The sequence below is a fragment of the Frischella japonica genome (assembly GCF_014489845.1).
Lineage (GTDB): Bacteria > Pseudomonadota > Gammaproteobacteria > Enterobacterales > Orbaceae > Frischella > Frischella japonica.
Window position 1 is genome coordinate 276645 of sequence record NZ_JABURY010000006.1, and the last position, 25959, is coordinate 302603.

Annotated in this window: 24 protein-coding genes; 16 read left to right on the plus strand and 8 right to left on the minus strand. The window is 36.3% G+C overall.

Annotated features, from left to right (window positions below; translation table 11 throughout):
* The first annotated feature begins 26 nt into the window (after positions 1-26).
* The 7 genes from murC to yfbR all read left to right on the plus strand — a co-directional run bounded on the left by murC (position 27) and on the right by yfbR (position 7638).
* Entirely contained in the window at positions 27-1490 is a 1464-nt protein-coding gene (gene murC, locus FcAc13_RS02640; RefSeq protein ID WP_187754837.1) for a UDP-N-acetylmuramate--L-alanine ligase, read from the plus strand.
* On the plus strand, positions 1490-2398 hold the full coding sequence (locus FcAc13_RS02645; RefSeq protein ID WP_187754643.1) for a D-alanine--D-alanine ligase: 909 nt from the start codon (positions 1490-1492) through the stop codon (positions 2396-2398). Before murC ends, FcAc13_RS02645 begins: the two co-directional genes overlap by 1 nt.
* A gap of 223 nt (positions 2399-2621) precedes the next feature.
* On the plus strand, positions 2622-3449 hold the full coding sequence (locus FcAc13_RS02650; protein WP_187754644.1) for a cell division protein FtsQ/DivIB: 828 nt from the start codon (positions 2622-2624) through the stop codon (positions 3447-3449).
* A 16-nt stretch (positions 3450-3465) separates the two neighbouring features.
* Positions 3466-4719, plus strand: coding sequence for a cell division protein FtsA (gene ftsA, locus FcAc13_RS02655; protein WP_187754645.1), 1254 nt, complete (start codon positions 3466-3468; stop codon positions 4717-4719).
* A 117-nt stretch (positions 4720-4836) separates the two neighbouring features.
* A complete protein-coding gene (gene ftsZ, locus FcAc13_RS02660) occupies positions 4837-5976 on the plus strand; it encodes a cell division protein FtsZ (RefSeq protein ID WP_187754646.1) in 1140 nt (379 codons plus the stop codon).
* A 69-nt stretch (positions 5977-6045) separates the two neighbouring features.
* Positions 6046-6960 (plus strand): UDP-3-O-acyl-N-acetylglucosamine deacetylase, encoded by a 915-nt coding sequence (lpxC, locus tag FcAc13_RS02665; RefSeq protein WP_187754647.1) that lies wholly within the window; start codon positions 6046-6048, stop codon positions 6958-6960.
* Between the two features lie 81 nt (positions 6961-7041).
* A complete protein-coding gene (yfbR, locus tag FcAc13_RS02670) occupies positions 7042-7638 on the plus strand; it encodes a 5'-deoxynucleotidase (protein ID WP_187754648.1) in 597 nt (198 codons plus the stop codon).
* A gap of 135 nt (positions 7639-7773) precedes the next feature.
* On the opposite strand, the gene FcAc13_RS02675 is transcribed toward yfbR, so the two are convergent.
* The 3 genes from FcAc13_RS02675 to yaaA form a co-directional block, all read right to left on the minus strand.
* A complete protein-coding gene (locus FcAc13_RS02675; RefSeq protein ID WP_187754649.1) occupies positions 7774-7968 on the minus strand; it encodes a hypothetical protein in 195 nt (64 codons plus the stop codon).
* Positions 7969-8174: 206 nt separating this feature from the next.
* Entirely contained in the window at positions 8175-8966 is a 792-nt protein-coding gene (gene map, locus FcAc13_RS02680) for a type I methionyl aminopeptidase (protein WP_187754650.1), read from the minus strand.
* A 170-nt stretch (positions 8967-9136) separates the two neighbouring features.
* Entirely contained in the window at positions 9137-9922 is a 786-nt protein-coding gene (gene yaaA, locus FcAc13_RS02685; protein WP_187754651.1) for a peroxide stress protein YaaA, read from the minus strand.
* A 151-nt stretch (positions 9923-10073) separates the two neighbouring features.
* Here yaaA and FcAc13_RS02690 point away from each other — a divergent pair, with 151 nt between their 5' ends.
* The 9 genes from FcAc13_RS02690 (at position 10074) to rpsI (ending at position 19398) form a co-directional block, all read left to right on the plus strand.
* The gene (locus tag FcAc13_RS02690; protein WP_187754652.1) at positions 10074-10301 is read left to right on the plus strand and encodes a YccJ family protein; all 228 of its coding nucleotides are present in this window, start codon (positions 10074-10076) and stop codon (positions 10299-10301) included.
* A complete protein-coding gene (rnz, locus tag FcAc13_RS02695; protein WP_187754653.1) occupies positions 10301-11221 on the plus strand; it encodes a ribonuclease Z in 921 nt (306 codons plus the stop codon). The genes FcAc13_RS02690 and rnz overlap by 1 nt, the downstream gene beginning before the upstream one ends.
* Before the next feature lie 373 nt (positions 11222-11594).
* Entirely contained in the window at positions 11595-13310 is a 1716-nt protein-coding gene (ilvG, locus tag FcAc13_RS02700) for an acetolactate synthase 2 catalytic subunit (RefSeq protein ID WP_187754838.1), read from the plus strand.
* Between the two features lies 1 nt (position 13311).
* On the plus strand, positions 13312-13533 hold the full coding sequence (locus FcAc13_RS02705; protein ID WP_187754654.1) for an ACT domain-containing protein: 222 nt from the start codon (positions 13312-13314) through the stop codon (positions 13531-13533).
* Between the two features lie 59 nt (positions 13534-13592).
* The gene (locus FcAc13_RS02710) at positions 13593-14522 is read left to right on the plus strand and encodes a branched-chain amino acid transaminase (RefSeq protein ID WP_187754655.1); all 930 of its coding nucleotides are present in this window, start codon (positions 13593-13595) and stop codon (positions 14520-14522) included.
* A gap of 98 nt (positions 14523-14620) precedes the next feature.
* Positions 14621-16471, plus strand: coding sequence for a dihydroxy-acid dehydratase (ilvD, locus tag FcAc13_RS02715; RefSeq protein ID WP_187754656.1), 1851 nt, complete (start codon positions 14621-14623; stop codon positions 16469-16471).
* 13 nt (positions 16472-16484) lie between these two features.
* Complete coding sequence (gene ilvA, locus FcAc13_RS02720; RefSeq protein WP_187754657.1) at positions 16485-18011, plus strand: threonine ammonia-lyase, biosynthetic; 1527 nt, start codon at positions 16485-16487, stop codon at positions 18009-18011.
* 554 nt (positions 18012-18565) lie between these two features.
* Positions 18566-18994, plus strand: coding sequence for a 50S ribosomal protein L13 (gene rplM / locus FcAc13_RS02725; protein WP_187754658.1), 429 nt, complete (start codon positions 18566-18568; stop codon positions 18992-18994).
* An 11-nt stretch (positions 18995-19005) separates the two neighbouring features.
* A complete protein-coding gene (gene rpsI / locus FcAc13_RS02730; protein ID WP_187754659.1) occupies positions 19006-19398 on the plus strand; it encodes a 30S ribosomal protein S9 in 393 nt (130 codons plus the stop codon).
* A gap of 325 nt (positions 19399-19723) precedes the next feature.
* Here rpsI and FcAc13_RS02735 read toward each other — a convergent pair whose 3' ends face one another.
* The 5 genes from FcAc13_RS02735 to yihI form a co-directional block, all read right to left on the minus strand.
* Positions 19724-20068: a hypothetical protein gene (locus FcAc13_RS02735; RefSeq protein WP_187754660.1), complete on the minus strand. Its 345-nt coding sequence runs from the start codon at positions 20066-20068 to the stop codon at positions 19724-19726.
* Between the two features lie 32 nt (positions 20069-20100).
* Entirely contained in the window at positions 20101-20322 is a 222-nt protein-coding gene (locus tag FcAc13_RS02740) for an Imm31 family immunity protein (protein ID WP_223064506.1), read from the minus strand.
* Between the two features lie 15 nt (positions 20323-20337).
* Positions 20338-22731, minus strand: coding sequence for a polymorphic toxin type 17 domain-containing protein (locus FcAc13_RS02745; RefSeq protein ID WP_187754662.1), 2394 nt, complete (start codon positions 22729-22731; stop codon positions 20338-20340).
* Positions 22732-23742: 1011 nt separating this feature from the next.
* The gene (gene hemN, locus FcAc13_RS02750) at positions 23743-25128 is read right to left on the minus strand and encodes an oxygen-independent coproporphyrinogen III oxidase (protein WP_187754663.1); all 1386 of its coding nucleotides are present in this window, start codon (positions 25126-25128) and stop codon (positions 23743-23745) included.
* A gap of 143 nt (positions 25129-25271) precedes the next feature.
* Positions 25272-25754, minus strand: a complete 483-nt coding sequence (gene yihI / locus FcAc13_RS02755) for a Der GTPase-activating protein YihI (protein ID WP_187754664.1) — start codon at positions 25752-25754, stop codon at positions 25272-25274.
* Between the last annotated feature and the right edge of the window lie 205 nt (positions 25755-25959).

The following is a 25959-nucleotide window of genomic DNA, read 5'->3' on the forward strand; positions in this document are numbered from 1 at the left end:
ATTAAATGAACGAATTAAACATGAATATTAATGCAACACAATTAGCTCAATTGAGAATGATGATCCCTGAAATGAAACGTGTCAAACATATTCATTTTGTTGGTATTGGTGGGGCCGGTATGGGGGGAATTGCTGAAGTATTAGCTAATGAAGGTTATTACATCAGCGGTTCAGATATCGCAGAAAATCAAGTGACACAACATTTAGCCAGCTTAGGCGCGCAAATTATTATTGGTCATGATGCGAAAAATATTTTGGGAGCCAGCGTGGTGGTGATCTCTTCAGCTATTTCTTCGGATAATGTTGAAGTTATTGCTGCGATTGAAGCAAGAATTCCTGTTATTCAACGCGCACAAATGTTAGCGGAATTGATGCGTTTCCGTTATGGTATTGCAATTGCCGGAACTCATGGCAAAACTACAACTACTGCGATGGTAACAGCAATATATGCAGAAGCAAAATTGGATCCAACTTTCGTTAATGGTGGCTTAGTTAAAGCGGCAGGTACTCATGCACGCTTAGGTAATAGTCGCTATTTTATTGCTGAAGCAGATGAAAGTGATGCGTCTTTTTTACATTTACAACCTATGGTCTCGATTGTTACTAATATTGAAGCGGATCATATGGATACTTATAAAGGAAATATCGATAATTTAAAAAATACATTTATTTCTTTTTTACGTAATTTGCCCTTTTATGGTTTAGCGATTATGTGTTATGACGATCCAATCAATCGTGAACTGTTACCGATTGTTGGTCGAAAAATTATTACTTATGGCTTTGATAATAATGCAGATGTTGTTATTAAAGATTATCGACAAGAATTAAATCGTAGTTTTTTTACGGTATGTCGTCGAGGATTACCAGAATTAATTGTAGATCTTAATGCGCCAGGAAAACATAATGCGCTTAATGCAACAGCTGCAATTATTGCTGCTACTGAGGATAGCATTGATGATCAGGCAATATTAACGGCATTAGCGAATTTTGGTGGTACAAACCGTCGTTTTGATTTCTTGGGTAACTTTGCGCATCCAGCTGGTGGAGAAGTGATGATGGTGGATGATTATGGTCATCATCCAAGTGAAGTTAATGCCACCATTCAGGCTGCAAGAAATGGTTGGAGTGATAAACGATTAGTGATGCTATTTCAACCGCACCGCTATACACGAACTCGTGATCTCTTCGATGATTTCGCCAATGTTTTATCACAAGTGGATATATTGATTATGTTGGATGTCTATCCAGCCGGTGAAAAACCGATAGCGGGTGCAGATAGTCGGGCGCTATGTCGAACGATTCGTAATCGAGGTAAAATTGATCCAATTTATGTTTCCGATTTACAAATGTTACCAGAAGTAATGGCATCGATTTTAAAAGGTGGCGATCTATTATTAACTCAAGGTGCAGGAAGTGTTGGTAAAATTGCACGCAATTTATCAGCTACTGGTTTATTTTCAGAACAATCTTATTTAGAGGGTAACAAATAATGGCGGAGAAAGTCGCAGTATTATTTGGTGGAACTTCTGCTGAACGTGAAGTTTCTTTAAAATCTGGCCAAGCTGTTTTAAAAGCGCTATTAGCAAAAGGTGTTAATGCTTATGGTATTGACACTCAAGATTATTCAATTATGCAATTAAAGGACGATGGTTTTACCAAAGCTTTTATTGCGCTACATGGACGTGGTGGAGAAGATGGTATAACACAGGCTATTTTGACATATCAAAATATTCCTTATACAGGTAGTGATGTTTTATCTTCTGCTTTAACGATGGATAAGTTAAAAACTAAACAGGTATGGCAATCATCAAATCTTCCTATAGCTGATTATGTGATGATTGAGAAAGATCAACCTTATGATGTTCAAAAAATTGTTGATCAATTAGGTTTACCATTATTTGTAAAGCCAAGTCATGAAGGCTCAAGCGTGGGCATGAGCCGAGTGAATGCCCCACAAGAATTGAAGCAAGCACTAAACCAAGCCTTTCAATATGATAATGCAGTGATGGTAGAATCATTTTTATCCGGTGCTGAATATACTGTTGCTATTGTTGGTGAGGAAGTTCTGCCATCAATCCGAATCAAACCAAGCGCAACATTTTATGACTATAATGCAAAATATTTATCGGATGAAACACAGTATTTTTGCCCAAGTGGGCTTGATTTTGAACAGGAACAAGCGCTACGGTCATTAGCTTTGCGAGCCTATCAAGCGGTTGGATGTCGCGGTTGGGGACGTGTTGATGTGATGTTTAATGACGAAGGTAAACCACATTTACTTGAAGTGAATACGGCACCAGGTATGACTAATCATAGTTTAGTGCCGATGGCAGCTAAACAATATGGTTGGTCATTTGATGATTTAGTTTATCAAATTTTATTATTAGCAAAAATTTAACTCAATTTTTTTGCTTAAACTTTTTTAAAATACATATTCAAGATATTATAAGTATATAAAAATATTGAATTTTTTATGAATTATCGTCATATTAAGACGATGACTGTAATGACTTAGTGATGAATACGATTTTGACAGATTTGTTAGTTATAAATGGCATTATTTTTGTTATTACAAACATACTAAAGAACCTTTGATACATTACATATAAAGATATTTTGATATGAAGAAACCACAGCAAGCAGCACAAAGAAAAGATATCAGGAAAAAAAAGGTGTTTATGTTTGCTGATTTTGAGCAATTTTTAGGTTTTATTTTCTTTGTTATAGTGATCGTAACTTGTAGTTGGAGTGTAATAACTGTCAAGAGTTGGATTGATGATCCTGAACGAGTTATTTTATCTCAGTTGATCTTAACGGGTGATAAACGATTTACTACGGAACAAGATGTACGTAAGGCTATCATGGATTTAGGATTACCTAATACCTATATTGGTCAAGATGTTGATAGTATCCAACAAGAAATTTTACGTTTACCATGGATAAAACAAGTAAGTGTTCGTAAGCAGTGGCCAGATCGTTTAATTGTGAATATTGTTGAGTTTAAACCTAAATTCTATTGGAACGAGGTCTTTTTATTAGATGATGATGGCAATTTATTTAATGTACCTGACGAACAAATACAAGAAAATTTACCGAGATTGTTTGGACCGATCGGTAAAGAAAAGATAATTTTAGATAATTATAGACAATTAGAAGCAATCGCTAATCAATTATCTAAAAGAGATTATCAAATTTATATTGATATAGCTTTAGCAGATGAGCGTAATGCATGGCAATTATTGTTAAAACCATGTTTTAAGGGTGTTTGTGCAAATAATAAAGATATTAAAGTAACATTAGGAAGAGAGTATATTGGGGATAGATTTAAACGATTTGTCCGTTTTTTCAAAAATATTCAAGCTGATCTTCCTAGAAATGAACGAATCAGTGAAGTCGATTTACGCTATGACAATGGCATTGCTGTTAAAAGACAGAAAATTGAATCATAATTAGGATATGCTAAGTATGAAAGCAACAGATAAAAAGTTAGTAGTTGGACTGGAAGTTGGGACATCGAAAGTGCTTGCCCTTGTTGGTGAAGTCTTACCGGATGGTATTGTTAATATTATCGGCGTAGGTCATTGTCCTTCAAAAGGGGTAGACAAAGGTGGCGTTAATGATCTTGAATCAGTTGTCAAATCAATACAAAGAGCGGTTGATCAAGCAGAACTAATGGCTGATTGTCAAATTTCTTCCGTTTATCTTGCATTATCAGGTAAGCATATCCGTTGTCAAAATGAAATTGGCATGGTGCCAATAGCTGAAGGTGAAGTCAGTAGCGATGACGTGGAAAATGTGGTTCATACGGCAAAGTCAGTACGCATTTTAGATGAGCATCGAATTTTGCATGTGATTGCACAGGAATATTCTATTGATTTACAAGAAGGTATTAAAAATCCGATCGGTTTATCTGGGGTAAGAATCAAATCTAAAGTTCATTTAATTACTTGTCATAATGACATGGCAAAGAACATTGTTAAAGCAGTTGAACGCTGTGGACTGAAAGTAGATCAGTTGATTTTTTCTGGTTTAGCTTCGAGTGATGCGGTTTTAACAGATGATGAAAAAGAGTTAGGGGCATGTGTGATTGATATGGGAAGTGGTACCATGGACATTACCGTATATACTGGTGGAGCATTAAGACATTCGGTTGTAATACCGTATGCCGGTAATGTGGTAACCAGCGATATTGCTTACGCATTTGGTACACCACCAATGGATGCAGAAAATATTAAAATTAAATATGGTTGTGCAATAGGTGCATTAGTCGGTAAAGATGAGGTCATTGATGTGCCAAGTGTAGGTGGTAGACCTTCCCGAACATTACAGCGTAAAACCTTAGCAGATGTTATCGAACCCCGTTATATCGAATTATTATCATTAGTGCAAAAAGAGTTAACAGTATTACAAGAAAATTTAAAACAACAAAATGTTAAACATCAGTTAGCCGCAGGTATAATATTAACCGGTGGGGCTGCACAAATTAAAGGAATTGTTGAATGTGCAGAGAAAGTATTTCAAAACCAAGTGAGAATTGGGTATCCGTTAAATATTTCTGGTTTAACGGATTATGTGCAAAAACCTTATTGTTCAACGACTGTTGGGCTTTTACACTATGGAAAACAAAGTTTATTAAATGATGATAGCGATATTAGAAATCGGTCATCACTTAAAGTACTAGCTAAACGTTTAACGGGTTGGTTTAAGAAGGAATTTTAGCTAGGTTTTTTTTTATCATATTAATTCATTCTTTGCGTGACTTTACTTACGCTTAACTGTAATATATCCGCAGAGCGATTTTTATACGCGCAGAGTACGTAAATTTGGAGAGTAATTATGTTTGAACCTATGGTTGCATCAAATGAGCCAGTTATTAAAGTTATCGGTGTTGGCGGTGGCGGTGGTAATGCCGTTGAACACATGGTTACGGAACATATTGAAGGTGTAGAGTTTTTTGCAGCTAACACGGACGCACAAGCTTTGAGAAGAATCAAAGTGGGTCAAACAATTCAAATTGGTAGCAATATCACTAAAGGTTTGGGCGCAGGTGCAAATCCCGAAGTTGGCAGAACTTCAGCTGAAGAAGATCGCGATGTCATCCGCAGTGCATTAGAAGGTGCAGATATGGTTTTTATCGCTGCAGGTATGGGTGGCGGAACAGGAACAGGGGCAGCACCTGTAGTGGCTGAAATCGCTAAAGAATTAGGTATTTTGACGGTTGCTGTTGTAACAAAACCATTCGGTTTTGAAGGTAAAAAACGTATGGCTTTTGCTGAGCAAGGTATTGCTGAGCTTGCTAAACATGTTGACTCTCTAATTACAATTCCTAATGATAAATTATTAAAAGTGTTAGGTCGTGGTGTTACACTTTTAAATGCGTTTTCTGCGGCTAATGGTGTATTAATGGGGGCAGTGCAAGGCATTGCTGAGTTAATCACTAAACCAGGTATTATTAATGTTGACTTTGCTGATGTTAGAACGGTTATGTCAGAGATGGGCTATGCCATGATGGGGTCGGGTAAAGCATCGGGTGACAATCGCGCTGAAGAAGCAGCGGAAATGGCCATATCTAGCCCATTATTAGAAGATATTGATTTATCAGGTGCCCGAGGCGTATTAGTCAATGTTACCGCCGGTTTTGATTTAAGTTTGGAAGAGTTTGATACGGTAGGACGTACTGTTCAAGCATTTGCTTCAGATAATGCTACCGTTGTAGTCGGTTCAACAATTGACCCTGAAATGAGTGAAGAAATTCGTGTTACAGTGGTTGCGACTGGTATCGGTATGGACAAACGTCCAGAAGTCAAAATAGTGCAGACAATTCCACAAAGACCGATTTATCATCAGGCTGCGCCGGCGACTCCGCTTCCACAAGAAGCAAAACAAGCACAAGTTGTAAATGATCAAACTAATGCCGCGGTAAGTAAAGAAGATTATCTAGATATTCCGGCATTTTTGCGTAAGCAAGCGGATTAATGGGAACTTTTGAATAAAGTTATTGTCGAATAGTTAAGAGCGTTATTATAGCGAAACAATAGGTGCAAAGTGAAACAAAGAACATTAAAAAGCAAAATTCAAACGACCGGTGTTGGCTTACATACAGGTAAGAAAGTGACACTGACGTTACGCCCTGCGCCGGATAATACAGGAATTATTTATCGTCGAACTGATTTAAATCCAGCCGTTGATTTTCCGGTAGATGCCAAATCAGTGCGTGATACAATGTTGTGTACATGTCTCGTTAATGAAAATAATGTTCGTATTTCGACTGTAGAGCACATTAATGCTGCTTTAGCTGGTCTTGGTATTGATAATTTAATTATAGAAGTTGATGCACCCGAGATTCCAATTATGGATGGCAGTGCTAGCCCATTTATCTACTTATTATTGGATGCTGGTATTGAAGAGCAATCTGCGCCTAAGAAGTTTTTACGTGTTAAAGAGATGGTTCGTGTTGAAAATGGTGATAAATGGGCAGAAATTAGACCATATAGTGGTTTTAAATTAGATTTCACTATTGATTTTAATCATCCGGCAATTGATAGTAGTTCTCAGCGTTATCAGATTGATTTTTCTTCAGAATCATTTATCCGCCAGATTAGTCGTGCCAGAACATTTGGTTTTATGCGTGACATTGAGATGTTACAATCGAAAGGTCTTTGCTTGGGCGGTAGCCTTGATTGTGCGATAGTGGTAGACGATTATCGCGTACTAAATGAAGATGGTTTACGATTTGAAGATGAATTTGTAAGACATAAAATGCTTGATACCATTGGTGATTTATATATGTGTGGTCATAATATGTTGGCTCAAGTGATATGTTATAAATCGGGTCATGCATTAAATAATCAGTTATTACAAGCTTTATTAGCTAAGCAAGAAGCATGGGAAATGGTGACATTTGATGATGTTCAATCTGTACCAGTTGCATTAACAACACAATCGTTAGTGTTAGCTTAATTTTGCTTCTTTTTTCTGATAAAACGCTTTCATGTAATAAAATGGAAGCGTTTTTTTATTTATTAAATAAAAGTGAAAACCATGACAGTAAATCAAAGCCACTTTTTTGCACATCTTTCGCGATTAAAACTGATTAATCGTTGGCCATTAATGCGGAACGTTCGAACAGAAAACGTATCTGAACATAGTCTACAAGTCGCATTTGTTGCACACGCACTAGCAATTATTAAAAATCGTAAATTTAACGGTAACGTCAATCCAGAACGTATTGCATTAATAGCAATGTATCATGATAGTTCAGAAGTATTGACTGGCGATATGCCTACACCTACTAAGTATTATAATCCACAAATAACGGTTGAATATAAAAAGATTGAAAAAATTGCTCAAAATAAATTAATTGCTATGTTACCTGAAGAATTACAAGATGATTTTCGCCCATTAATTAATGATGATTATTATTCAGAGCAAGAAAAGCATATCGTTAAACAAGCTGATGCATTGTGCGCTTATCTAAAAACAATAGAAGAATTAAGTGCTGGCAATAATGAATTCAAATTAGCGGAACAACGGTTAAAGAAGACATTATCTGAGCGAAGTAGTCCCGAAATGGAATATTTTATGCAAATATTTGTCCCAAGTTTCAATTTATCACTTGATGAAATTACCTCAGAGTAATCAATTTCGATGATTTAGTTTTATGATAAAATTGATTTTTAATTAAAAAAATTAAAATATATCAAATAGTTGTTGAATTTTTGCTTTCTTAGATGTATAAAGTTAATGAATATTAAATAATATTCAACCACTTAATTAAATCTTAACTAAGGATTTTAAAATGGCTAAAACTCCAGCAACTAAAGATGCAGCAAAAGCACCAGCAAAAGCTCCAGCAAAAGCACCAGCTAAAAAGAAATAATTTTTAGTATGATTAATAATTAAAAGGGCAGTATGCCCTTTTTTTATATTTTTAATATTTATTGAAGATTTTTTGTTGTCGGTAATCACGAGCTAAAAATACTAAGCATAACCAAGTAAATCAAAATCGCAATCAAATTTTCGAAAAAGGGCATGCGCTCTTTTTTTCATTTTATGTTTAAGAAATTGCCAACTTTACTAATCTAACAACTCATATAAACCTAATAATTAATTTGAGATCTAAACTGAAATATTTTAAATCGCAGAGCATTATCATATATAAATATCAAACTGAATTATTTATGGGTTATGATTCTGGGAAATTGTTCGTTTGAACGCAAAGTTAAGATTTCAGCACCATCATCGGTAACCAGAATGGTATGTTCATATTGTGCTGATAATCCATGATCTTTAGTTTTGACAGTCCAACCATCTTTCATCGTTCGTGTACGCCAGTCGCCAGTATTTACCATTGGCTCAATGGTGAATGTCATCCCTGATTGTAAAATTACACCTCCATCGTCAGCATTGTAATGAAGTACTTGCGGTTCATCATGATAAATTTCTCCAATACCGTGACCACAGTATTCACGTACACTTGAAAAACCAAAAGATTCAACATATTGTTGAATGGTTTTACCAATTTCACGTAATCGAACCCCTGGTCTTATAATTTTGATCGCTTCATAAAGACTATTTTGTGTCACTTCACACAATTTCTTCCCCGTTATGGTAGGTTTCCCTGCAATATACATTCTTGATGTATCACCATGGTAACCATCTTTAATAACAGTAACATCAATATTTAAGATATCGCCGTCTTTGATTTTTTTTTCAAAGCTCGGAATTCCATGACATACAACATCATTAATTGAAATACAGCTGGTATGTTGATAACCACTGTAACCAATATTTGCTGGAATTGCTTTTTGCACGTTAACGATATGTTCATAACATATTTGATCGAGTTCACCAGTTGAAATACCGGGTTTGACATAGGGTTCAATCATTTCGAGAACTTCGGCAGCTAATTTACCGGCAACTCGCATTTTCTCGATTTCTTCAGGAGTTTTTAATCTAATAGCCATAAGAATATCCTTATTTATAAATTGCCTACTATAGTAGCATAATTATTTCTCATCTTATAATAAACCGATTAAGCATCGTTTTCTTAAAAGTATAAGTCATTTTTTATCGGTATTATCGAGATAATAACCAATTTATCAAATTAATAGCATTATCTTCATCAAATCAATGACTAAGACAAAGCTTGAGCTTGTTGTTGACTGCGTCGAAATATCCATCGGTTTTCATCGGATAATTGTTTAACAAATTGATAACCACCAAGATTAAATGATTGTATATCCTGAATTTGCGATAGTTGATGCTTTATAATATAACGACTCATTAATCCACGAGCTTTTTTAGCATAAAAACTGATGATTTTATAATTTCCTTTACTTTCATCGAGAAAAATAGGTTCAATAATACGACAATGTAACTGCTTTGATTTAATTACTTTGAAATATTCATTGGAAGCAAGATTGATCATGCATTCAGTTGCCTCTAATTGTTGATTGAGAAGATCTGTAATGACATTATTCCAAAATTGATAAAGATTCTCATTGTGACCATTTTTCAGTTTAATTCCCATTTCTAAGCGATAAGCTTGAATTAAATCTAATGGTTTTAATAATCCATATAAACCAGATAATATTCGTAAATGTTTTTGGGCAAATGTCAAATCGTATGACGAAAAATCCTCTACGTTTAACCCTTCGTAAACATCCCCCTTAAAAGCTAATATTGCCTGCCTTGCATTTTTGAGTGTGGAATTAGCTTGCCAATTTTGAAAGCGCTGATAATTAAGTTCAGCTAATTTGGGGCTAATCTTCATCAATTTCGCTATTTCGCTTATAGTCAATTGTTGACAATATGCGATTAATTGTTGGGTATAATGCAATAATTCTGGTTGCGTATATTTTGACGTGATTAAGGGCGAATCATAATCAAGGGTTTTCGATGGTGAAAGTAAAATTAGCATAATTCTCAAATCGGTTGAATAAATTTATCAATATTATGCTATGTAATCACCAAAAATTTAACTAATTTTAGGAATAGATATTTTTTTATTCGTAATGCATAAAATTTGATAGTATTATGGATAAAAGTTAATATTTTTAAGGAGATGAATTATGAATCCGCGTAAAAAAGAAGCACATGAAATTAAATCTTGGGCAACAACACGTCAAACATCTATTGAAATAGCTGAAGCAATTTTTGAATTGGCCAACTATGATGAAACACTAGCTGAAAAAATTTGGGAAGAAGGTAGTGATGAAGTATTACCGCTGGCTTTTTCAAAAACAGATCAAGATCAATTGTTTTGGGGAGAACAAACCATTGAACGGAAAAATATTTAGTGATATTGACATTTCTCGGCACTAGTGCCGGTACAATAACAACAGAAAGGAATGTTTCAGCCTCACTATTGCAGCTTACTGCTCGATCAAATCGTTTATGGTTATTTGATTGTGGTGAAGGCACTCAGCATCAAATGCTGAAAGCTAAAATCAGTTTATCCAAGCTGGAGAAGATTTTCATAACCCATTTACATGGTGATCATATATTCGGTTTGCCCGGTTTATTGGCCAGCCGTTCTTTGAATCAGCATGCAATGCCTTTAACTATTTATGGTCCAAAAGGAATAAGACAATTTATTGAGATGACGCTTAATATTTCTTGTTCGATGATGACCTATCCCTTGCAAATTGTAGAGATTGAGCAAGCTACAACACTCTATAAAGATGAACAGGTAACGATTTATTGTGATGAATTAGCGCATCGAGTTCAGTGTTTTGGTTATCGTATTGAGGAAGCTGAACGGGCTCCCAAATTAGATATTGTTAAATTACAAACCGAAAATATACCAGTCGGATCTTTGTATGGTGAGCTAAAGAAAGGGAAAATCATCACTATGCCAGATGGTAAAATACTTGATGGTAAAAATTATTGGTTGGGGAAAAAACCTGGTTTTAAAATTGCTATTTTGGGCGATACGACGCCTTGTGATGCATCAATAAGATTAGCCAGTGAAGTTGATTTATTAGTGCATGAAGCAACTTTTAAGCACGAGTTACAAGAAAGGGCCCAATTAGTCGGTCATTCAACGACGGTTGATGCTGCTAATATTGCGAAAATATGTCAAGTGAAAAGACTGATCATTACGCATATTAGTACAAGGTATGGATTATCGGATAATGAGTCACTATTAGCCGAATGTCGACAAATCTTTCCTCATACGGATATAGCGTATGATTTATTTCAAGTGAATCTAGCTTGAAATTTAAAGATTACCCGTTGTTAGATTTTGGGTAAATTGTTATAAAAGAAGATAATTAAACAAAATTGCTAAAAAAAAGTTGCACTTTTATGAAAAGCGAGTATTTTTAAATAGGTACTTATTTTAGTTATCAATAGTGTTGTATTAATAAATTAAACAATATATAAAAACATAAATAACCAGTTAACAGACATCAAATTTTCATGAATTTATTTAGCTTTCTTATCGTCCTCATTAGCATTATTAGCGTGGTCATTGTACCGACGCGGGGGCGCTATTAAGTTAAAATGTCAGAACGACAATTTAAAACCCCCGCAAAGTTGCAGGGGTTTTTTTTATTAAGCAGATAATAAAAAAGGGGATTGGAATAATGATGACAGGCGCACAATGGATCGTTCGATCATTAAAACAGCATAGTGTTAAAACCGTTTTTGGCTATCCTGGTGGTCAAATAATGCCTTTATATGATGCACTATATGATGGTGGTTTGGAGCATGTCTTATGTCGTCATGAGCAAGGAGCTGCATTTGCCGCCATTGGTTATGCAAGAGCAACTGGTGAAACTGGGATCTGTATTGCAACATCGGGGCCGGGTGCAACAAATTTATTAACAGGGTTAGCCGATGCATTAGTTGATTCTGTACCAATAGTGGCGATTACCGGACAAGTTCCGTGTGCATTGATTGGTACGGATGCATTTCAAGAGGTCGATATGCTAGGTATGTCAATGGGCTGTACTAAGTATAGTTTCCTAGTTAATGATCCAACATCCTTACCCGATATCATTGAGCAAGCTTTTATTATCGCAAATTCGGGGCGTCCCGGTCCGGTACTGATTGATATACCTAAAGATATTCAATTAGCCAAGCATGATTATCAACATTATTGTCACAAGTCAATTTATCACCAACCTGTAACGCCAGCACAATCGATATCTAAATCCTCTTCACTTTCCTCTTCTGTATTACAAGCCATTCAAACTGCAAATCAAATGATTGCTCAAGCTAAAAAACCGATGCTTTATATTGGTGGTGGTATTATTATGGCAAATGCAGTTGCTGAATTACGGCACTGGATAAAAGTTACAGCGTTACCGGCAGTATCTACCTTAAAGGGATTAGGGAGTCTTGATATAAATGAACCATGTTATTTAGGTATGGTTGGCATGCATGGTTTTAAATCGGCGAATCTTGCAGTACAAGAAAGTGATTTACTGATAGCGATAGGTGTGCGATTTGATGATCGCGTTACCGGTAATTTGAATCATTTTGCCAGCCAAGCCAAAGTGATTCATATCGATATTGACCCTGCTGAACTTGGTAAATTAAAGCAAGCTCACGTTGCCATTGCGGCTGATGCTAAAACGGTTTTACCGTTATTAAATTGTTCAATCGATATCACTGCTTGGCGAGAACGTATATTACAACTTAAATCGCTTTATCCAGCCCGATACGATCATCCAGGAAAAGGGATTTATGCACCATTATTGCTAAAACAGCTATCAGAAAAAATACTAGCACGTCATGCTGTGAAAACAATTGTTACCACTGATGTCGGTCAACATCAAATGTGGACGGCGCAACATATGTTATTTAAACAACCAAATTCGTTTATTAGTTCTTGTGGATTAGGCACAATGGGGTTTGGTTTACCTGCTGCCATTGGTGCGCAAATGGCTCAACCGGATAGCTGTGTGATCTGCATTTCTGGTGATGGTTCTTTTATGATGAATGTTCAGGAGTTAACCACCATTAAACGTAAACATTTACCGGTCAAAATTGTGCTTATTGATAATTCACGCTTGGGAATGGTTCGTCAGTGGCAGCAACTCTTTTTTAATGAACGATACAGTGAAACGGATTTATCAGATAATCCCGATTTCATCACTTTAGCGCGTGCATTTGATATCCCTGGTATCACCATTTCTGAAAAAGAACAGGTTTTACCAGCTATCGATCAGCTATTATCTAGTAAAGGCGCATTTTTACTGCATGTAAAAATTGATGCAATGGAAAATGTCTGGCCATTAGTTCCACCCGGAGCTGCTAATCACGATATGTTAGACTCATTAAATAAGGAAGACGCTTAAGATGGAAAATTATGAATTAATCGTTAAAGCTTATGATAGACCAGGGACATTAGAGCGAATATTACGTGTTATTCGCCATCGAGGCGGAAATATTCAATCAATGAATATGAACGTTGCTTCATCGCAACAGCTTTTAATCACATTTAAATTCATTAATAGTAAAAACAAAACGCAAATAATCAATCAGCTACTTAAATTGGCTGATATTGTGGCAATTGATTAATCATAATCAATATAAAAATTAAACGATATATTTAAGTGACAAATTAGAGGGATAATAAAATGGCAACAACTGTAAAAGCGGATTATATTTGGTTTAATGGTGAAATGGTAAAATGGGGCGAAGCTAAAGTTCATGTTATGTCACATGCATTACATTACGGCACTTCTGTTTTTGAAGGAGTACGTTGTTATGACACCCATAATGGTCCAGCTGTTTTTCGTCATCGTGAACATATGCAACGCTTACATGACTCAGCAAAAATCTATCGCATGCCAATGAGTTATTCAGTTGACGAATTAATGGCAGCAACACGTGAAACCTTAATTAAAAATCATTTAAATAGTGCATATATTCGACCATTAGTTTTTATTGGTGATGTGGGAATGGGGGTGAATCCGCCAGATGGATATAAAACAGATGTAATTATTGCCGCTTTTCCATGGGGGGCGTATTTAGGCGCTGAAGCATTAGAACAAGGGATTGATGCGATGGTATCTTCTTGGAATCGTTCAGCACCAAATACTATCCCGACCGCCGCAAAAGCTGGGGGCAACTATTTATCCTCTTTATTAGTTGGTAGTGAAGCGCGTCGTCATGGTTATCAAGAAGGGATAGCGCTTGATGTACATGGTTATGTTTCAGAGGGGGCAGGGGAAAATATCTTTATCGTGAAAAATAATATTCTTTTCACTCCAACCTTAACATCAGCTGCGTTACCGGGCATTACGCGTGATGCTATTCTAACTCTGGCGAAAGATCTTGGTATTGAAATCCGTGAACAAACACTCTCTCGTGAATCACTTTATCTGGCGGATGAAGTCTTCATGACTGGAACTGCAGCAGAAATCACACCAGTACGAAGTATTGATGGTATTCAAGTTGGAATTGGGCGCTGTGGACCGATCACCAAACAAATTCAACAAGCCTTCTTCGGATTATTCAATGGTACAACTGCTGATAAATACCACTGGCTTGATGCAGTAAAATAAAATCGATAGATAATAAATGCAGAATAAACATTCTGCATTAACTTATTAATTAAATAATTAGTAGCAAATCATATTAAAAAAGGAATTGGGAGCATTTTATGCCGAAGTATCGTTCTGCAACATCAGTAGAAGGTCGTAATATGGCTGGGGCACGCGCATTATGGCGTGCTACAGGCGTTAAAAATGAAGATTTTGGTAAACCGATTATAGCTGTTGTTAATTCATTCACTCAATTTGTACCCGGTCATGTACATTTGAAAGATATCGGCCAATTAGTTGTTCAACAAATAGAAGCTGCAGGCGGCATCGCCAAAGAGTTTAATACGATCGCGGTAGATGATGGAATTGCCATGGGGCATGGCGGAATGCTCTATTCATTACCTTCACGTGAGCTGATTGCCGATTCTGTCGAATATATGGTTAATGCACACTGTGCTGATGCCATGGTATGTATTTCCAACTGCGATAAAATTACTCCTGGTATGTTAATGGCTGCACTGCGTATTAATATTCCCGCTATATTTGTTTCCGGCGGACCGATGGAAGCAGGGAAAACCAAATTATCTGATCAAATCATCAAACTTGATTTAATCGATGCGATGATTCAAAGTGCTGATCCTACTGTAACGGATAGTGTCAGCCAACAAATCGAGGAAACGGCTTGCCCAACGTGTGGTTCCTGTTCAGGAATGTTTACGGCTAACTCAATGAACTGTTTAACGGAAGCCTTAGGCTTATCATTACCCGGTAATGGTTCATTAGTCGCAACCCACAAGCAACGTGAAGGGTTATTTAAAAAAGCTGCAGCGCATATTGTTGCGATAACTAAACGTTATTATGAACACGATGATGAATCAGTTTTACCACGATCTATCGCAACCAAAGCTGCATATGAAAATGCCATGTCATTAGATATTGCGATGGGAGGCTCTACCAATACCGTATTGCATCTATTAGCTACCGCGCAAGAAGGCGAAATCGATTTTACCATGTCCGATATTGATCGCTTATCACGACGAGTACCCCATTTATGTAAAGTTGCGCCGAGCACGCAAAAATATCATATGGAGGATGTACATCGTGCTGGCGGTGTGGTTGGGATCATGGCAGAACTTGATCGCGCAGGGTTGCTAAATCGTAATGTCAGAAATGTGTTAGGCTTAACACTGCAACAAACGTTTGCACAATATGACATCATGCAAACGCAAGATGAAGAAGTAAAAAAGATGTATCGTAGTGGTCCAGCTGGTATTCGAACGACTAAAGCTTTTTCGCAAGATTGTTATTGGGATAGTTTAGATAATGATCGACAAAATGGCTGTATTCGCGATAAAGCACATGCTTATAGTCAAGATGGTGGTTTAGCGACGTTGTATGGCAATGTAGCGATCGATGGGGCTATTGTTAAAACAGCTGGTGTTGCTGCTGAAAACTTAGTATTTAGAGGGCCAGCTAAAGTGTTTGAAAGCCAAGAAGATGCGGTCAGTGCGATTTTAGGTGGTCATATTGTTGAAGGTGATGTTGTCGTTATTATTTATGAAGGACCTAAAGGTGGTCCGGGTATGCAGGAAATGCTTTATCCAACCAGTTATCTAAAATCTATGGGATTAGGTAAAAAATGTGCCTTGATTACCGATGGACGTTTTTCGGGAGGCTCATCCGGCTTATCTATCGGCCATATATCTCCGGAAGCAGCAAATGGTGGGGTTATTGGGCTAGTTAAAGACGGCGATATTATTGATATTGATATTCCTAATCGTAAATTAATTCTTGATGTTCCTGAAACGGAATTGGAAATGCGTCGTGTTGCTGAACTAGCCAGAGGCGATAAAGCATGGACGCCACACAACCGCGCTCGTAAAGTATCTTATGCTTTAAAAGCTTATGCTAGCTTAGCGACCAGTGCGGATAAAGGCGCGGTTAGAGATAAAAGTAAACTAGCTGGTTAAGGCAGGTAATATAATGAAACGACAGATGACAGGTGCACAGTACTTGCAGGCAACGCTCTGTTCTGCAGTTTATGATGTTGCAACCGTGACGCCATTAGAGGAAATGGAAAAGATCTCGCAACGAGTTGGTAATCGTGTGTTTGTAAAACGTGAAGATCGTCAGGTAGTACATAGTTTTAAAATTCGTGGCGCTCAAGCGATGATTGCGAGTCTCAATGATCAACAGAAAAAGTGTGGTGTCATTGCGGCTTCCGCCGGAAATCATGCTCAAGGTGTCGCTTTATCAGCAACTAAATTGGGTATCAATTCTTTAATCGTTATGCCAATGACAACCCCTGATATTAAAGTGGAGGCAGTTAAAGGATTTGGTGGAGAAGTGTTGCTCTATGGTGCTAATTTTGACGAAGCAAAAAATAAAGCTATTGAGCTTGCCGCCGAGCAGAATCGGACTTTTATTCCTCCCTTTGATCATCCCTTGGTGATTGCTGGTCAAGGTAGTATCGCAATGGAGTTACTGCAACAAAATGCCAAACTCGATCGTATCTTTGTGCCGGTTGGTGGTGGTGGATTGGCTGCGGGTATCGCAGTGCTGATTAAACAAATATTACCATCCATCAAAGTGATTGCTGTTGAAGCGAAAGATTCAGCCTGTTTAAAAGCAGCGTTAGATGCCGGACATCCGGTCGATTTGAATCGAGTTGGTTTATTTGCCGAAGGGGTAGCCGTAAAACGCATAGGCGATGAAACATTTCGTCTATGTCAGCAATATATTGATGATATTGTATTAGTGGATAGTGATGAAATTTGCGCGGCAGTTAAAGATTTGTTTGATGATATCAGAGCGGTTGCTGAACCTTCTGGTGCTTTAGCATTAGCCGGTATGAAAAAGTATATTGAACAGCACAATATTCGTGGTGAGAATCTTGCACATATTTTATCTGGTGCAAATCTTAATTTCCATACCTTACGTTATGTTTCTGAACGGTGTGAATTAGGTGAAAAGAAAGAGGCGTTGTTTGCTGTGACCATTCCCGAAGAAAAAGGGAGCTTCTTAAAATTCTGTCAATTGTTAGGTGGTCGTTCTGTAACTGAGTTCAACTATCGTTATCATGATGATAAAAATGCCTGTATTTTTGTTGGGGTACGTATTACTAATGGCGATATTGAAAAAGAAGAGCTGATTCAAGAATTGACTGCCGGTGGTTATCAGATTTTTGATTTGTCTGATGATGAAATGGCTAAGTTACATGTGCGTTATATGATAGGTGGTAAACCGTGTAAAACTTTAAAAGAACAGGTTTATAGCTTTGAATTCCCAGAATCAACTGGGGCATTGTTAAAATTCTTGCAAACATTGGGTACAAATTGGAATATTTCTTTATTCCATTATCGTAGTCATGGTACGGATTATGGTCGCGTGCTTGCCGCTTTTGAAATCGAGGCTCATAATCAGGCCTTTGAAACTCATTTAGCTGAACTTAATTATGACTATCATAATGAAAGTGAAAATCCGTCATTAAAATATTTTTTAACGGATTAGTTGGCTATGATGGCTTAAAAATATTGAAAGTTCTGGCAGAGAGGGATTACCTAAGTTATCCCTCATTTAACATATGAGTTGTCTTCATATATTTTCCTCACACTTTATTATAGTAAAAATGCAATGCTCCAGATGCATAACTATAAAATAATCATGTAAAATGATAAGGTTATTTTGATTCATTAAGGTTTTTATTGTTTCTGATAAACTGATCTATCTGAATTTAACAAGATTTAATTAAAAATACTTCACGCCCTTAATTTAATAGATAATGTCCCTTTAATGAGCATTTAACAATCCGTTACAGATATAGTAACAATATTTCATCATAATTTTTATTTACAAAACTAGCGATTTTATTTTATTTCTGTATAATAAGCGCACCCACGTTACGGCGATGTTTTCCCAACATTGTCTTTTAGTTTAACTTCACTGCATTCATGACTCGAAGGGGTTGATGGTAAAGTGAATAAAACATAAGTGTAAATAAATTGATTGTATTAACAATGATTTATTGACGTGAGATTAATTTAAAAATATTGGGTAAATTACTAATGAGTACTTTTTCAGCTAAACCAGAAACAGTAAAACGCGACTGGTATGTTGTTGATGCGGCTGGTAAAACACTAGGTCGTCTTGCAACTGAAATCGCTAGCCGTCTTCGCGGTAAGCACAAAGCAGAATATACACCACATGTTGATACAGGTGATTACATTATCGTTATTAATGCGGAAAAAGTTGCTGTAACTGGCAAAAAACGCACTGATAAAATGTATTATCGTCATACTGGTTATATCGGTGGTATCAAGGATGCAACTTTCAAAGAAATGATTGAACGTCATCCTGAACAAGTTATCGAGATTGCTGTTAAAGGCATGTTACCGAAAGGTCCTCTTGGTCGTGCAATGTACCGTAAACTAAAAGTTTATGCAGGTAATGAGCACAATCATGCGGCACAACAACCGCAAGTATTAGATATTTAAGGGGATAAAAGATGGCTGATAATCAATATTACGGTACAGGTCGCCGCAAAAGTTCTTCTGCTCGTGTTTTCATTAGACCAGGCAGCGGTAACATTATAATTAATAAACGTTCTTTAGAGCAATACTTTGGTCGTGATACTGCACGTATGGTTGTAATGCAACCATTAGAGTTAGTAGAAATGACAGACAAGTTTGACCTTTACATCACCGTAAAAGGTGGTGGTATTTCTGGTCAAGCAGGTGCTATTCGTCACGGTATTACTCGTGCATTGATGGAATATGATGAGACTTTACGTTCTCCACTACGTCAAGCCGGCTTTGTAACGCGTGATGCGCGTGAAGTTGAACGTAAGAAAGTTGGTCTACGCAAAGCGCGTCGTCGTCCACAATTCTCTAAACGTTAAAGTGCGACAAGTTGCACTTGTATTCTTGTTTTTTATGGATTTTTTCTGTATTTTACAAGATACTAAAGAAAGAGGTTGTCCTACGGGGCAGCCTCTTTTTTATATTTAGAATAATAATCATTAAAAATCAACTAGAGCTATCAAATATATAAATTATGTTATATTCGTTAGTTTACGAGTTGATGATACCCACCTTCATGAGGCAGTTCTTCTTCAAAGTGACATGATGCGACTATTTGATATTGTTCTGTCTACAAGTAAGTTAATAATTGTTCAATGAATGCCTTACATTGCAATTCTTTTGCTTCATCAACAAGATCTATCTCTATAAAATAGTGATAAAAAATCCATCAGGAAAATCTTGAGCATTGGTTTCATTAAATTCTTTATTGTATTGTTTATCAATAGTAAAAATATCATTGCTTATATGATTTAATTTACTCTTCAATAAATTGCTGAGCTCTGTAATAGGTACCAGTCCAGACCAGGCAATCACATCTTCTCCGAGTGTGGTGACTTCTTTATCGGTTAACATCCGACTGATGCCAGCTGCAATATTATCACTACCAATAAATCCTAGGGCAATGGCAACAGCAGTACCCGTGCCGAACGATGCGCCTTCAATGGTGCCTGCAACGGCTAACGTTAATATGCCTCCCGCAACTTGCATACCACCTAATTGATTTATGTTTGGAGTTAAAATTAATAAAAATCTTCCCGTTTAAATTGTTTGCCTGTTGGTTTTATATCTTGTGCTTCAAAAAAATCTAATTCCTCTCTTCCATGAATTAAAACACCATATCCATATAAAACTCCATCTTCCTCACTGATGCCTATAATTACACCTTTCTTCTTAACAAACTGTTTTTGTGGTGCTGTTGGCAGAATTTCTACCTCGGAAAAAAAATTTAATTTGCTATTCATCATTATATCCCATTTTTATTTATGCGTTATTTTGCCATCTAAAGATACATTTAAGTGTTTACCATCTCTTGAAGCCCAGCCTAATTGTTTTTTCCCTATTTTTGATAACTGTACATCCCACTCAAATTCCTGTCCAGCAGTTCTTGATGGCCCTTTAACCCACTCATTAAAAAATTTATCTATATATCCATGATTATTACCTTTAAGTATAGGAGGGTTAGGGTAATTAGAATTTTGAGGAATAAATCTTATCTTACCTGTAGTTGGTAATTGAGCATATTTCAATCGTTGAGCAATAGTCCATGGTTTAGCCGCTCCCATAGAGCCAAAAGGATTAAAAGTCGGTTCTTTTAGTTCAACTACATGCCGTTGTTTTCTACTATTTTTAGATAGTTTCTCAACATAGACTCTGATATCTCGAATAAATGAGGGCTTTTTCCCTACCTGAGTGACGTATTTAATTGATACAATATTGTGCGCGGCTGAGGGGACCTTACTCAGCAGCATCGTTTTACTACCTAGCGCTAAATCAACCAGTCCATAAGTAATGCCTTCATAGCCTTTAGGCACCAGTCCAGACCAGGCAATCACATCTTCTCCGAGTGTGGTGACTTCTTTATCGGTTAACATCCGACTGATGCCAGCTGCAATATTATCACTACCAATAAATCCTAGGGCAATGGCAACAGCAGTACCCGTGCCGAACGATGCGCCTTCAATGGTGCCTGCAACGGCTAACGTTAATATGCCTCCTGCAACTTGCATACCACCTAAAATCTGATTTTCATATTTTATACAAGTCGATTTAATTTCATCGCCGTAAAGATAACCCGATATGCCACCAATTAGCATACCATTTGCTCCAAAAAAGCTACCTGTAGCAACACCTTGACCTGCATTATTGATGTTATGTACGTCAATATTACTAAAGTATTCATCAATAAATGATACCTCTACGGCGCTGGTTTCCAGCCGCCAATCATCAATGTGCGCCCACTTTTGCGGAATTTTGATATCAGTCAGTCCGTCTGGATTAAACCGACCTACAAAGCGATAACCTTGGTTCACGGAAGTAATCGCATATTTATGGTCTTTGTGGAACTCAAGATAAAAACCTTCTGCTTGCTGCAACTCAATGTATTGATAGTTAAGTTTTGTTGCCTTTAATCGATATTCACGTCGGGTCTGTACATGCTTAATCAGTCCGGGTTCACGTAAATGTTTTAACAGTTTGATGGCATTGAAATAAAGGCTCTGAATATCCGTCAGTTCATCAGCTTGTAGATCGTGGCTAATTTGCTGTTTGAGTTTTGTTTCATAGTCGTTATCATCCCCAGTGCCGTCAAGCACTAAAGGTCTACTTAAAAATTCACCGGCAATTTTAGCAAGTTTGTCACTGTGGTAAGCGAAATCGCTTTTATCATAACCGTCACTGTGACGAATGTTATGTAGTGCTTTGATGGCTTGTTTGAGTAATCCGGGGTCAGTAATCGCACCTTCACTCTCGTTATACCCTAGATCACCGATACGCTCGGTGGCGGTAATAAAGTGGGTTTGGTTTAGTACTAACACCACTTGATAAAATAGGGCGCCAATGCGTTCATCGGGTCGAAATAGGCTTTTATTATCAAGTTTTTTAATCGATGAGTAATGCTGCGGTGAAAAGCCATAGTTTATCGTGCTGGCTAATGCCTCATCTTGCTCAACGGTAAACGGCGAATTACCTGAGCGTAGCAAAGAACTCAATTCATCTAACCATTGCTGTGCTAGCTTTTTAACTCGTAGTGGTTTTTCACCGCGTAGTGTTAAATCGGTTTCACCTTGGTTACCACCAATTAACAAATGCACTTTCGGTAGTACTTCACTAACCGAAAAGGTATCGCCATGCCTTAAAAAGATGTTGTTAGGACTAGTCTGCACTTTGGTAATCGTTTGCTGGCTATCCCCACCATCACGAATATCCATCAGTTCAGGCTGATGATTAACCAAATTAACCACTAACCAACTGTTATCTGGTTCATAATAGGGCTCTTTTTTGATAACAGGAAGAGGAACGTTAGAGAGCTGACTAGTGGATGATTCAACATAATGGCTACTTTGTGGCGGCAGTTCAATCAGTATCGCGGTTTCTGTAAACAAGGCTGTTTTTAATACTTCGGATACTTTATTGGGAATTTTATGATAGTAACTTTGATAAGGTAATCCTAGTTGTTGTAATACCGCATAGAAGTCTTTGCAAATCTCTGACTCTGCGACTAGTCGTTTAACAATGTCATCATAGCCCGTATCATAAAAGTGCTTAATGCGTTTGGGTTTAGGTAAATATCCTTGACCTGCCTCTCGGGCTAATTGATAGGCTTCTTGTTGCTGTTGCCATGATTTGACTGACAGTAATTGATAAACATACATGTTTCGCTATTCCATTGGCTGATTCGTTTTTATTGTTATTGCTTTTTTAATGATGCTTTAGGTAATCGTTTTATTATTTTATGCAAAACAGCATAAGCATAGCATGCTCCGGCGCTACGGCAAATGGAAATGCTGAGTATAGGATTTGATAATCGCATCTGATTATGATTTATCCTTTGTTGTTTATTGATATCATCAATTAAATAGTCATTAATCTGAGATTAATCTCAATTGATTCTTACGTTTTGTGCTAGTCTATCCATAGTTTGATTAATAGCGTATTTATTCCCACTGTATTTTGACAAAGAGTAGCAAGATGTTTTCACCAGCTAACGAAACCGCTTTTCACTTCAGCATAGAAGGACTGGAAAATGATGTGCCATCATTTTAACGGACAGTTTATTTTCAAATTGAACAGGTGATAAATAATTAAAATGCGAATGTTTTCTTATCTGGTTATAGTAAGCTTTGATATATTACAATATCATCGATTTGTTTGATACCTCAAATATATGAAATAATCGTTGTTTCGGTAAACCATGTTGATTTCTAATATATGCGTAATTTGCTATTTCAGGCTTGCGAAGTACCGTACGGTTTTTTTTAGAATTTCAATCTTTTTTCAAGTAAATCAAGCGCTTTTTTCATTGCTTTATTTTTGCCGCTTTCAGTGTGGGTATATTTTTTCATTTGATACATCTAATTACAAAAGGTTTTGTAATTTATACCTAAATCATCAGAGACGCCTTTCTGATATTAAACAGTCTCCGCTAAAATGGAGGCAGATCAATTTGCACGTATATTTCTTTAAGGAAGCACAATAATAATGTTGTGTTCTTATCTGATTTGTCATCGTACAGAATCAAAAACCCGATTTATATCGGGTTTTTTATATCTAGTTACTGATGCCAATGAAGTTTTTGCTAAACTAATATCAATATAGCGGAGATTTTAATTATGTGAAATTATCAGGCAAATTATTCCAAGAACAAAACAGTTTTACTGGATAAATTAAATTACCCGTGAAAATTGCTGTTGGCGAGCAATATTACGCATATAGATATCAAAACACATGCAGATATTACGTATTAATAGTTGTCCTTTCGCTAACACGTTTATCATATTAGGTTGATTGATTAGTAATCCATCGTGAATAAGTGGCGAAAGTAGCTGTAAATCTTCAGCAAAATATTTATCAAAGCTAATTTGATATTTATCTTCAATCTGCGTTTTATCTAAATAAAAGTGGCAAATTAATTGTTTAATCACATCACGACGAATTTTATCATCTAAACTTAAAGTAAAACCTTTCCATAGTGCATTACCTGATTGATGCACATTAGTTATATAACTATTTAAATCTTTTTGATTTTGTGCATAACTATCGCCTAACATGCTAATTGCTGACACGCCTAATCCTAATAAATCAGCATCGCCTTGGGTAGTATAGCCTTGGAAGTTACGATGAAGTTTGCCTTCCTTTTGGGCAATGGCGAGTTCATCGCTTGGTTTAGCAAAGTGATCCATACCAATAAAGGTATACCCAGATTGTGTTAGCTGGGTAATACTGCTGTGTAGGATTTTTAATTTCTCAATAGGATTTGGTAAATCGGTATCTTTAATTTTACGTTGAGCTGCAAAACGAGTTGGTAAATGGGCATAATTAAATATACTTAATCGATCAGGAGACAATCCAATAACTTTATTCAATGTATGCTCAAAACTTGCTACCGTTTGTTTGGGTAAACCATAAATTAGATCCAAACTAATTGATGTAAAATGGTTTTTTCTGGCTTGGTAAATGAGATCGGCAATTAACTTTTCATCTTGTTGACGATTAATTAACGTTTGGATTTCATGATTAAAGTCTTGAATTCCCATACTTAACCGATTGAAGCCAACCGCAGCTAAATGATCGATGGTCGCAATCGTAATCTCTCTAGGATCGATTTCGATTGACTGCTCTACCGTTGCTGCAAACTGAAAATTTTCTTTTAATAATTTGATTAACCAGCTAATTTCATCATTATTAAGATAGGTCGGTGTCCCGCCACCCCAATGGATTTGGCTAACAATCCTATGCTTAAATAAAGGTGCGCGGTGATAAATCTCTCGTTCTAATGCCTCAAGATATTTCGCCACTTTATGATGTTGGCGAGTAACCATTTTATTACAACCACAAAAATAACAAAGCTTATGACAAAACGGGATATGGACATAAATAGATAAAGGCTTATCGGGATATAATGTTGCAGAGTCAAGAAAATCTTGTTGACTAAACTGTTCATTAAATTCTAATGCAGTTGGATAAGAAGTATATCTTGGTCCTGAATAATTATATTTTTCGATTAAACTTTGATCCCAAATATTTGAGACCTTATTTATTTGTTTTGCCATTGTGTTTAAAATCATTGTGATTAGTAGAGAATCTCGATTTTTTGGTTAATATCTTATTGATTTTGCTTGTTTTTATTAGGTAGAATAATAAACAACAGGCTAAACCAAAATAGAGACTAAGCATTATTAACATTAACATATTTTTAACGTCTTTTTAATAAACTCATAATATCTTCTTGCATCTCAGTCTCTTCAATGAGTTCATCATCAACGTAACCGAGTTGTTGCATTAATTCATCGATACGATCTAACATGGTATTTAAATCTTGTTGTTGTTGAATGGATAATTGCAAATCATCTTCAACCATATCTAATAATTGTTCCAGATATGGATTATTTTCCAGTTCTTGTAGCTCTTTTTCTGGCGATAATTTTTTTACGTCAATTGTTTTAGCGTTGCTATGCGTTTTAGTTATTGATGACGTTGTTTCAGTTACGATTAAGGGAATTGGTTTTTTGCTGCCAATTCGGCTATCGCTGACCGTTTGTGTAGTTTTAGTTGTAGATTGATTTGTTTGATTTATTCGTGAACCACTCGGTAACCCTTTGTGTTTCTTTTTACGTTTTAACAAGCGAGATTGTTCATTAATTTCGGCACGACTTAATTTGGTTTTTTTCTTAATCATAATAATATATTGGATCAAATAATAATAAAAAAGGTTAACTTAATCTGATGATCAGACATTTTTATAAATTATACACTCAAGTCTATTTAATTGGCAGTAAATCTGTGATTTTAATTACTCTTAACTAGGGTTTATTACTGATATTGCTTATTGCATGTTGCATTATTCAGCTTGATGAGTAAAAATGACGATAATATTAGTATTT

Coding starts and splice junctions, on each gene's coding strand:
- rpsI (WP_187754659.1), top strand. CDS start 19,006: ATGGCTGATAATCAATATTACGGTACAGGTCGCCGCAAAAGTTCTTCT.
- FcAc13_RS02745 (WP_187754662.1), bottom strand. CDS start 22,731: ATGTATGTTTATCAATTACTGTCAGTCAAATCATGGCAACAGCAACAA.
- yihI (WP_187754664.1), bottom strand. CDS start 25,754: ATGATTAAGAAAAAAACCAAATTAAGTCGTGCCGAAATTAATGAACAA.
- FcAc13_RS02740 (WP_223064506.1), bottom strand. CDS start 20,322: ATGAATAGCAAATTAAATTTTTTTTCCGAGGTAGAAATTCTGCCAACA.
- FcAc13_RS02690 (WP_187754652.1), top strand. CDS start 10,074: ATGAATCCGCGTAAAAAAGAAGCACATGAAATTAAATCTTGGGCAACA.
- yfbR (WP_187754648.1), top strand. CDS start 7,042: ATGACAGTAAATCAAAGCCACTTTTTTGCACATCTTTCGCGATTAAAA.
- FcAc13_RS02645 (WP_187754643.1), top strand. CDS start 1,490: ATGGCGGAGAAAGTCGCAGTATTATTTGGTGGAACTTCTGCTGAACGT.
- FcAc13_RS02705 (WP_187754654.1), top strand. CDS start 13,312: ATGGAAAATTATGAATTAATCGTTAAAGCTTATGATAGACCAGGGACA.
- ilvA (WP_187754657.1), top strand. CDS start 16,485: ATGAAACGACAGATGACAGGTGCACAGTACTTGCAGGCAACGCTCTGT.
- map (WP_187754650.1), bottom strand. CDS start 8,966: ATGGCTATTAGATTAAAAACTCCTGAAGAAATCGAGAAAATGCGAGTT.
- FcAc13_RS02710 (WP_187754655.1), top strand. CDS start 13,593: ATGGCAACAACTGTAAAAGCGGATTATATTTGGTTTAATGGTGAAATG.
- FcAc13_RS02650 (WP_187754644.1), top strand. CDS start 2,622: ATGAAGAAACCACAGCAAGCAGCACAAAGAAAAGATATCAGGAAAAAA.
- ftsA (WP_187754645.1), top strand. CDS start 3,466: ATGAAAGCAACAGATAAAAAGTTAGTAGTTGGACTGGAAGTTGGGACA.
- FcAc13_RS02735 (WP_187754660.1), bottom strand. CDS start 20,068: ATGCAAGTTGCGGGAGGCATATTAACGTTAGCCGTTGCAGGCACCATT.
- yaaA (WP_187754651.1), bottom strand. CDS start 9,922: ATGCTAATTTTACTTTCACCATCGAAAACCCTTGATTATGATTCGCCC.
- ftsZ (WP_187754646.1), top strand. CDS start 4,837: ATGTTTGAACCTATGGTTGCATCAAATGAGCCAGTTATTAAAGTTATC.
- rplM (WP_187754658.1), top strand. CDS start 18,566: ATGAGTACTTTTTCAGCTAAACCAGAAACAGTAAAACGCGACTGGTAT.
- hemN (WP_187754663.1), bottom strand. CDS start 25,128: ATGGCAAAACAAATAAATAAGGTCTCAAATATTTGGGATCAAAGTTTA.
- ilvG (WP_187754838.1), top strand. CDS start 11,595: ATGACAGGCGCACAATGGATCGTTCGATCATTAAAACAGCATAGTGTT.
- ilvD (WP_187754656.1), top strand. CDS start 14,621: ATGCCGAAGTATCGTTCTGCAACATCAGTAGAAGGTCGTAATATGGCT.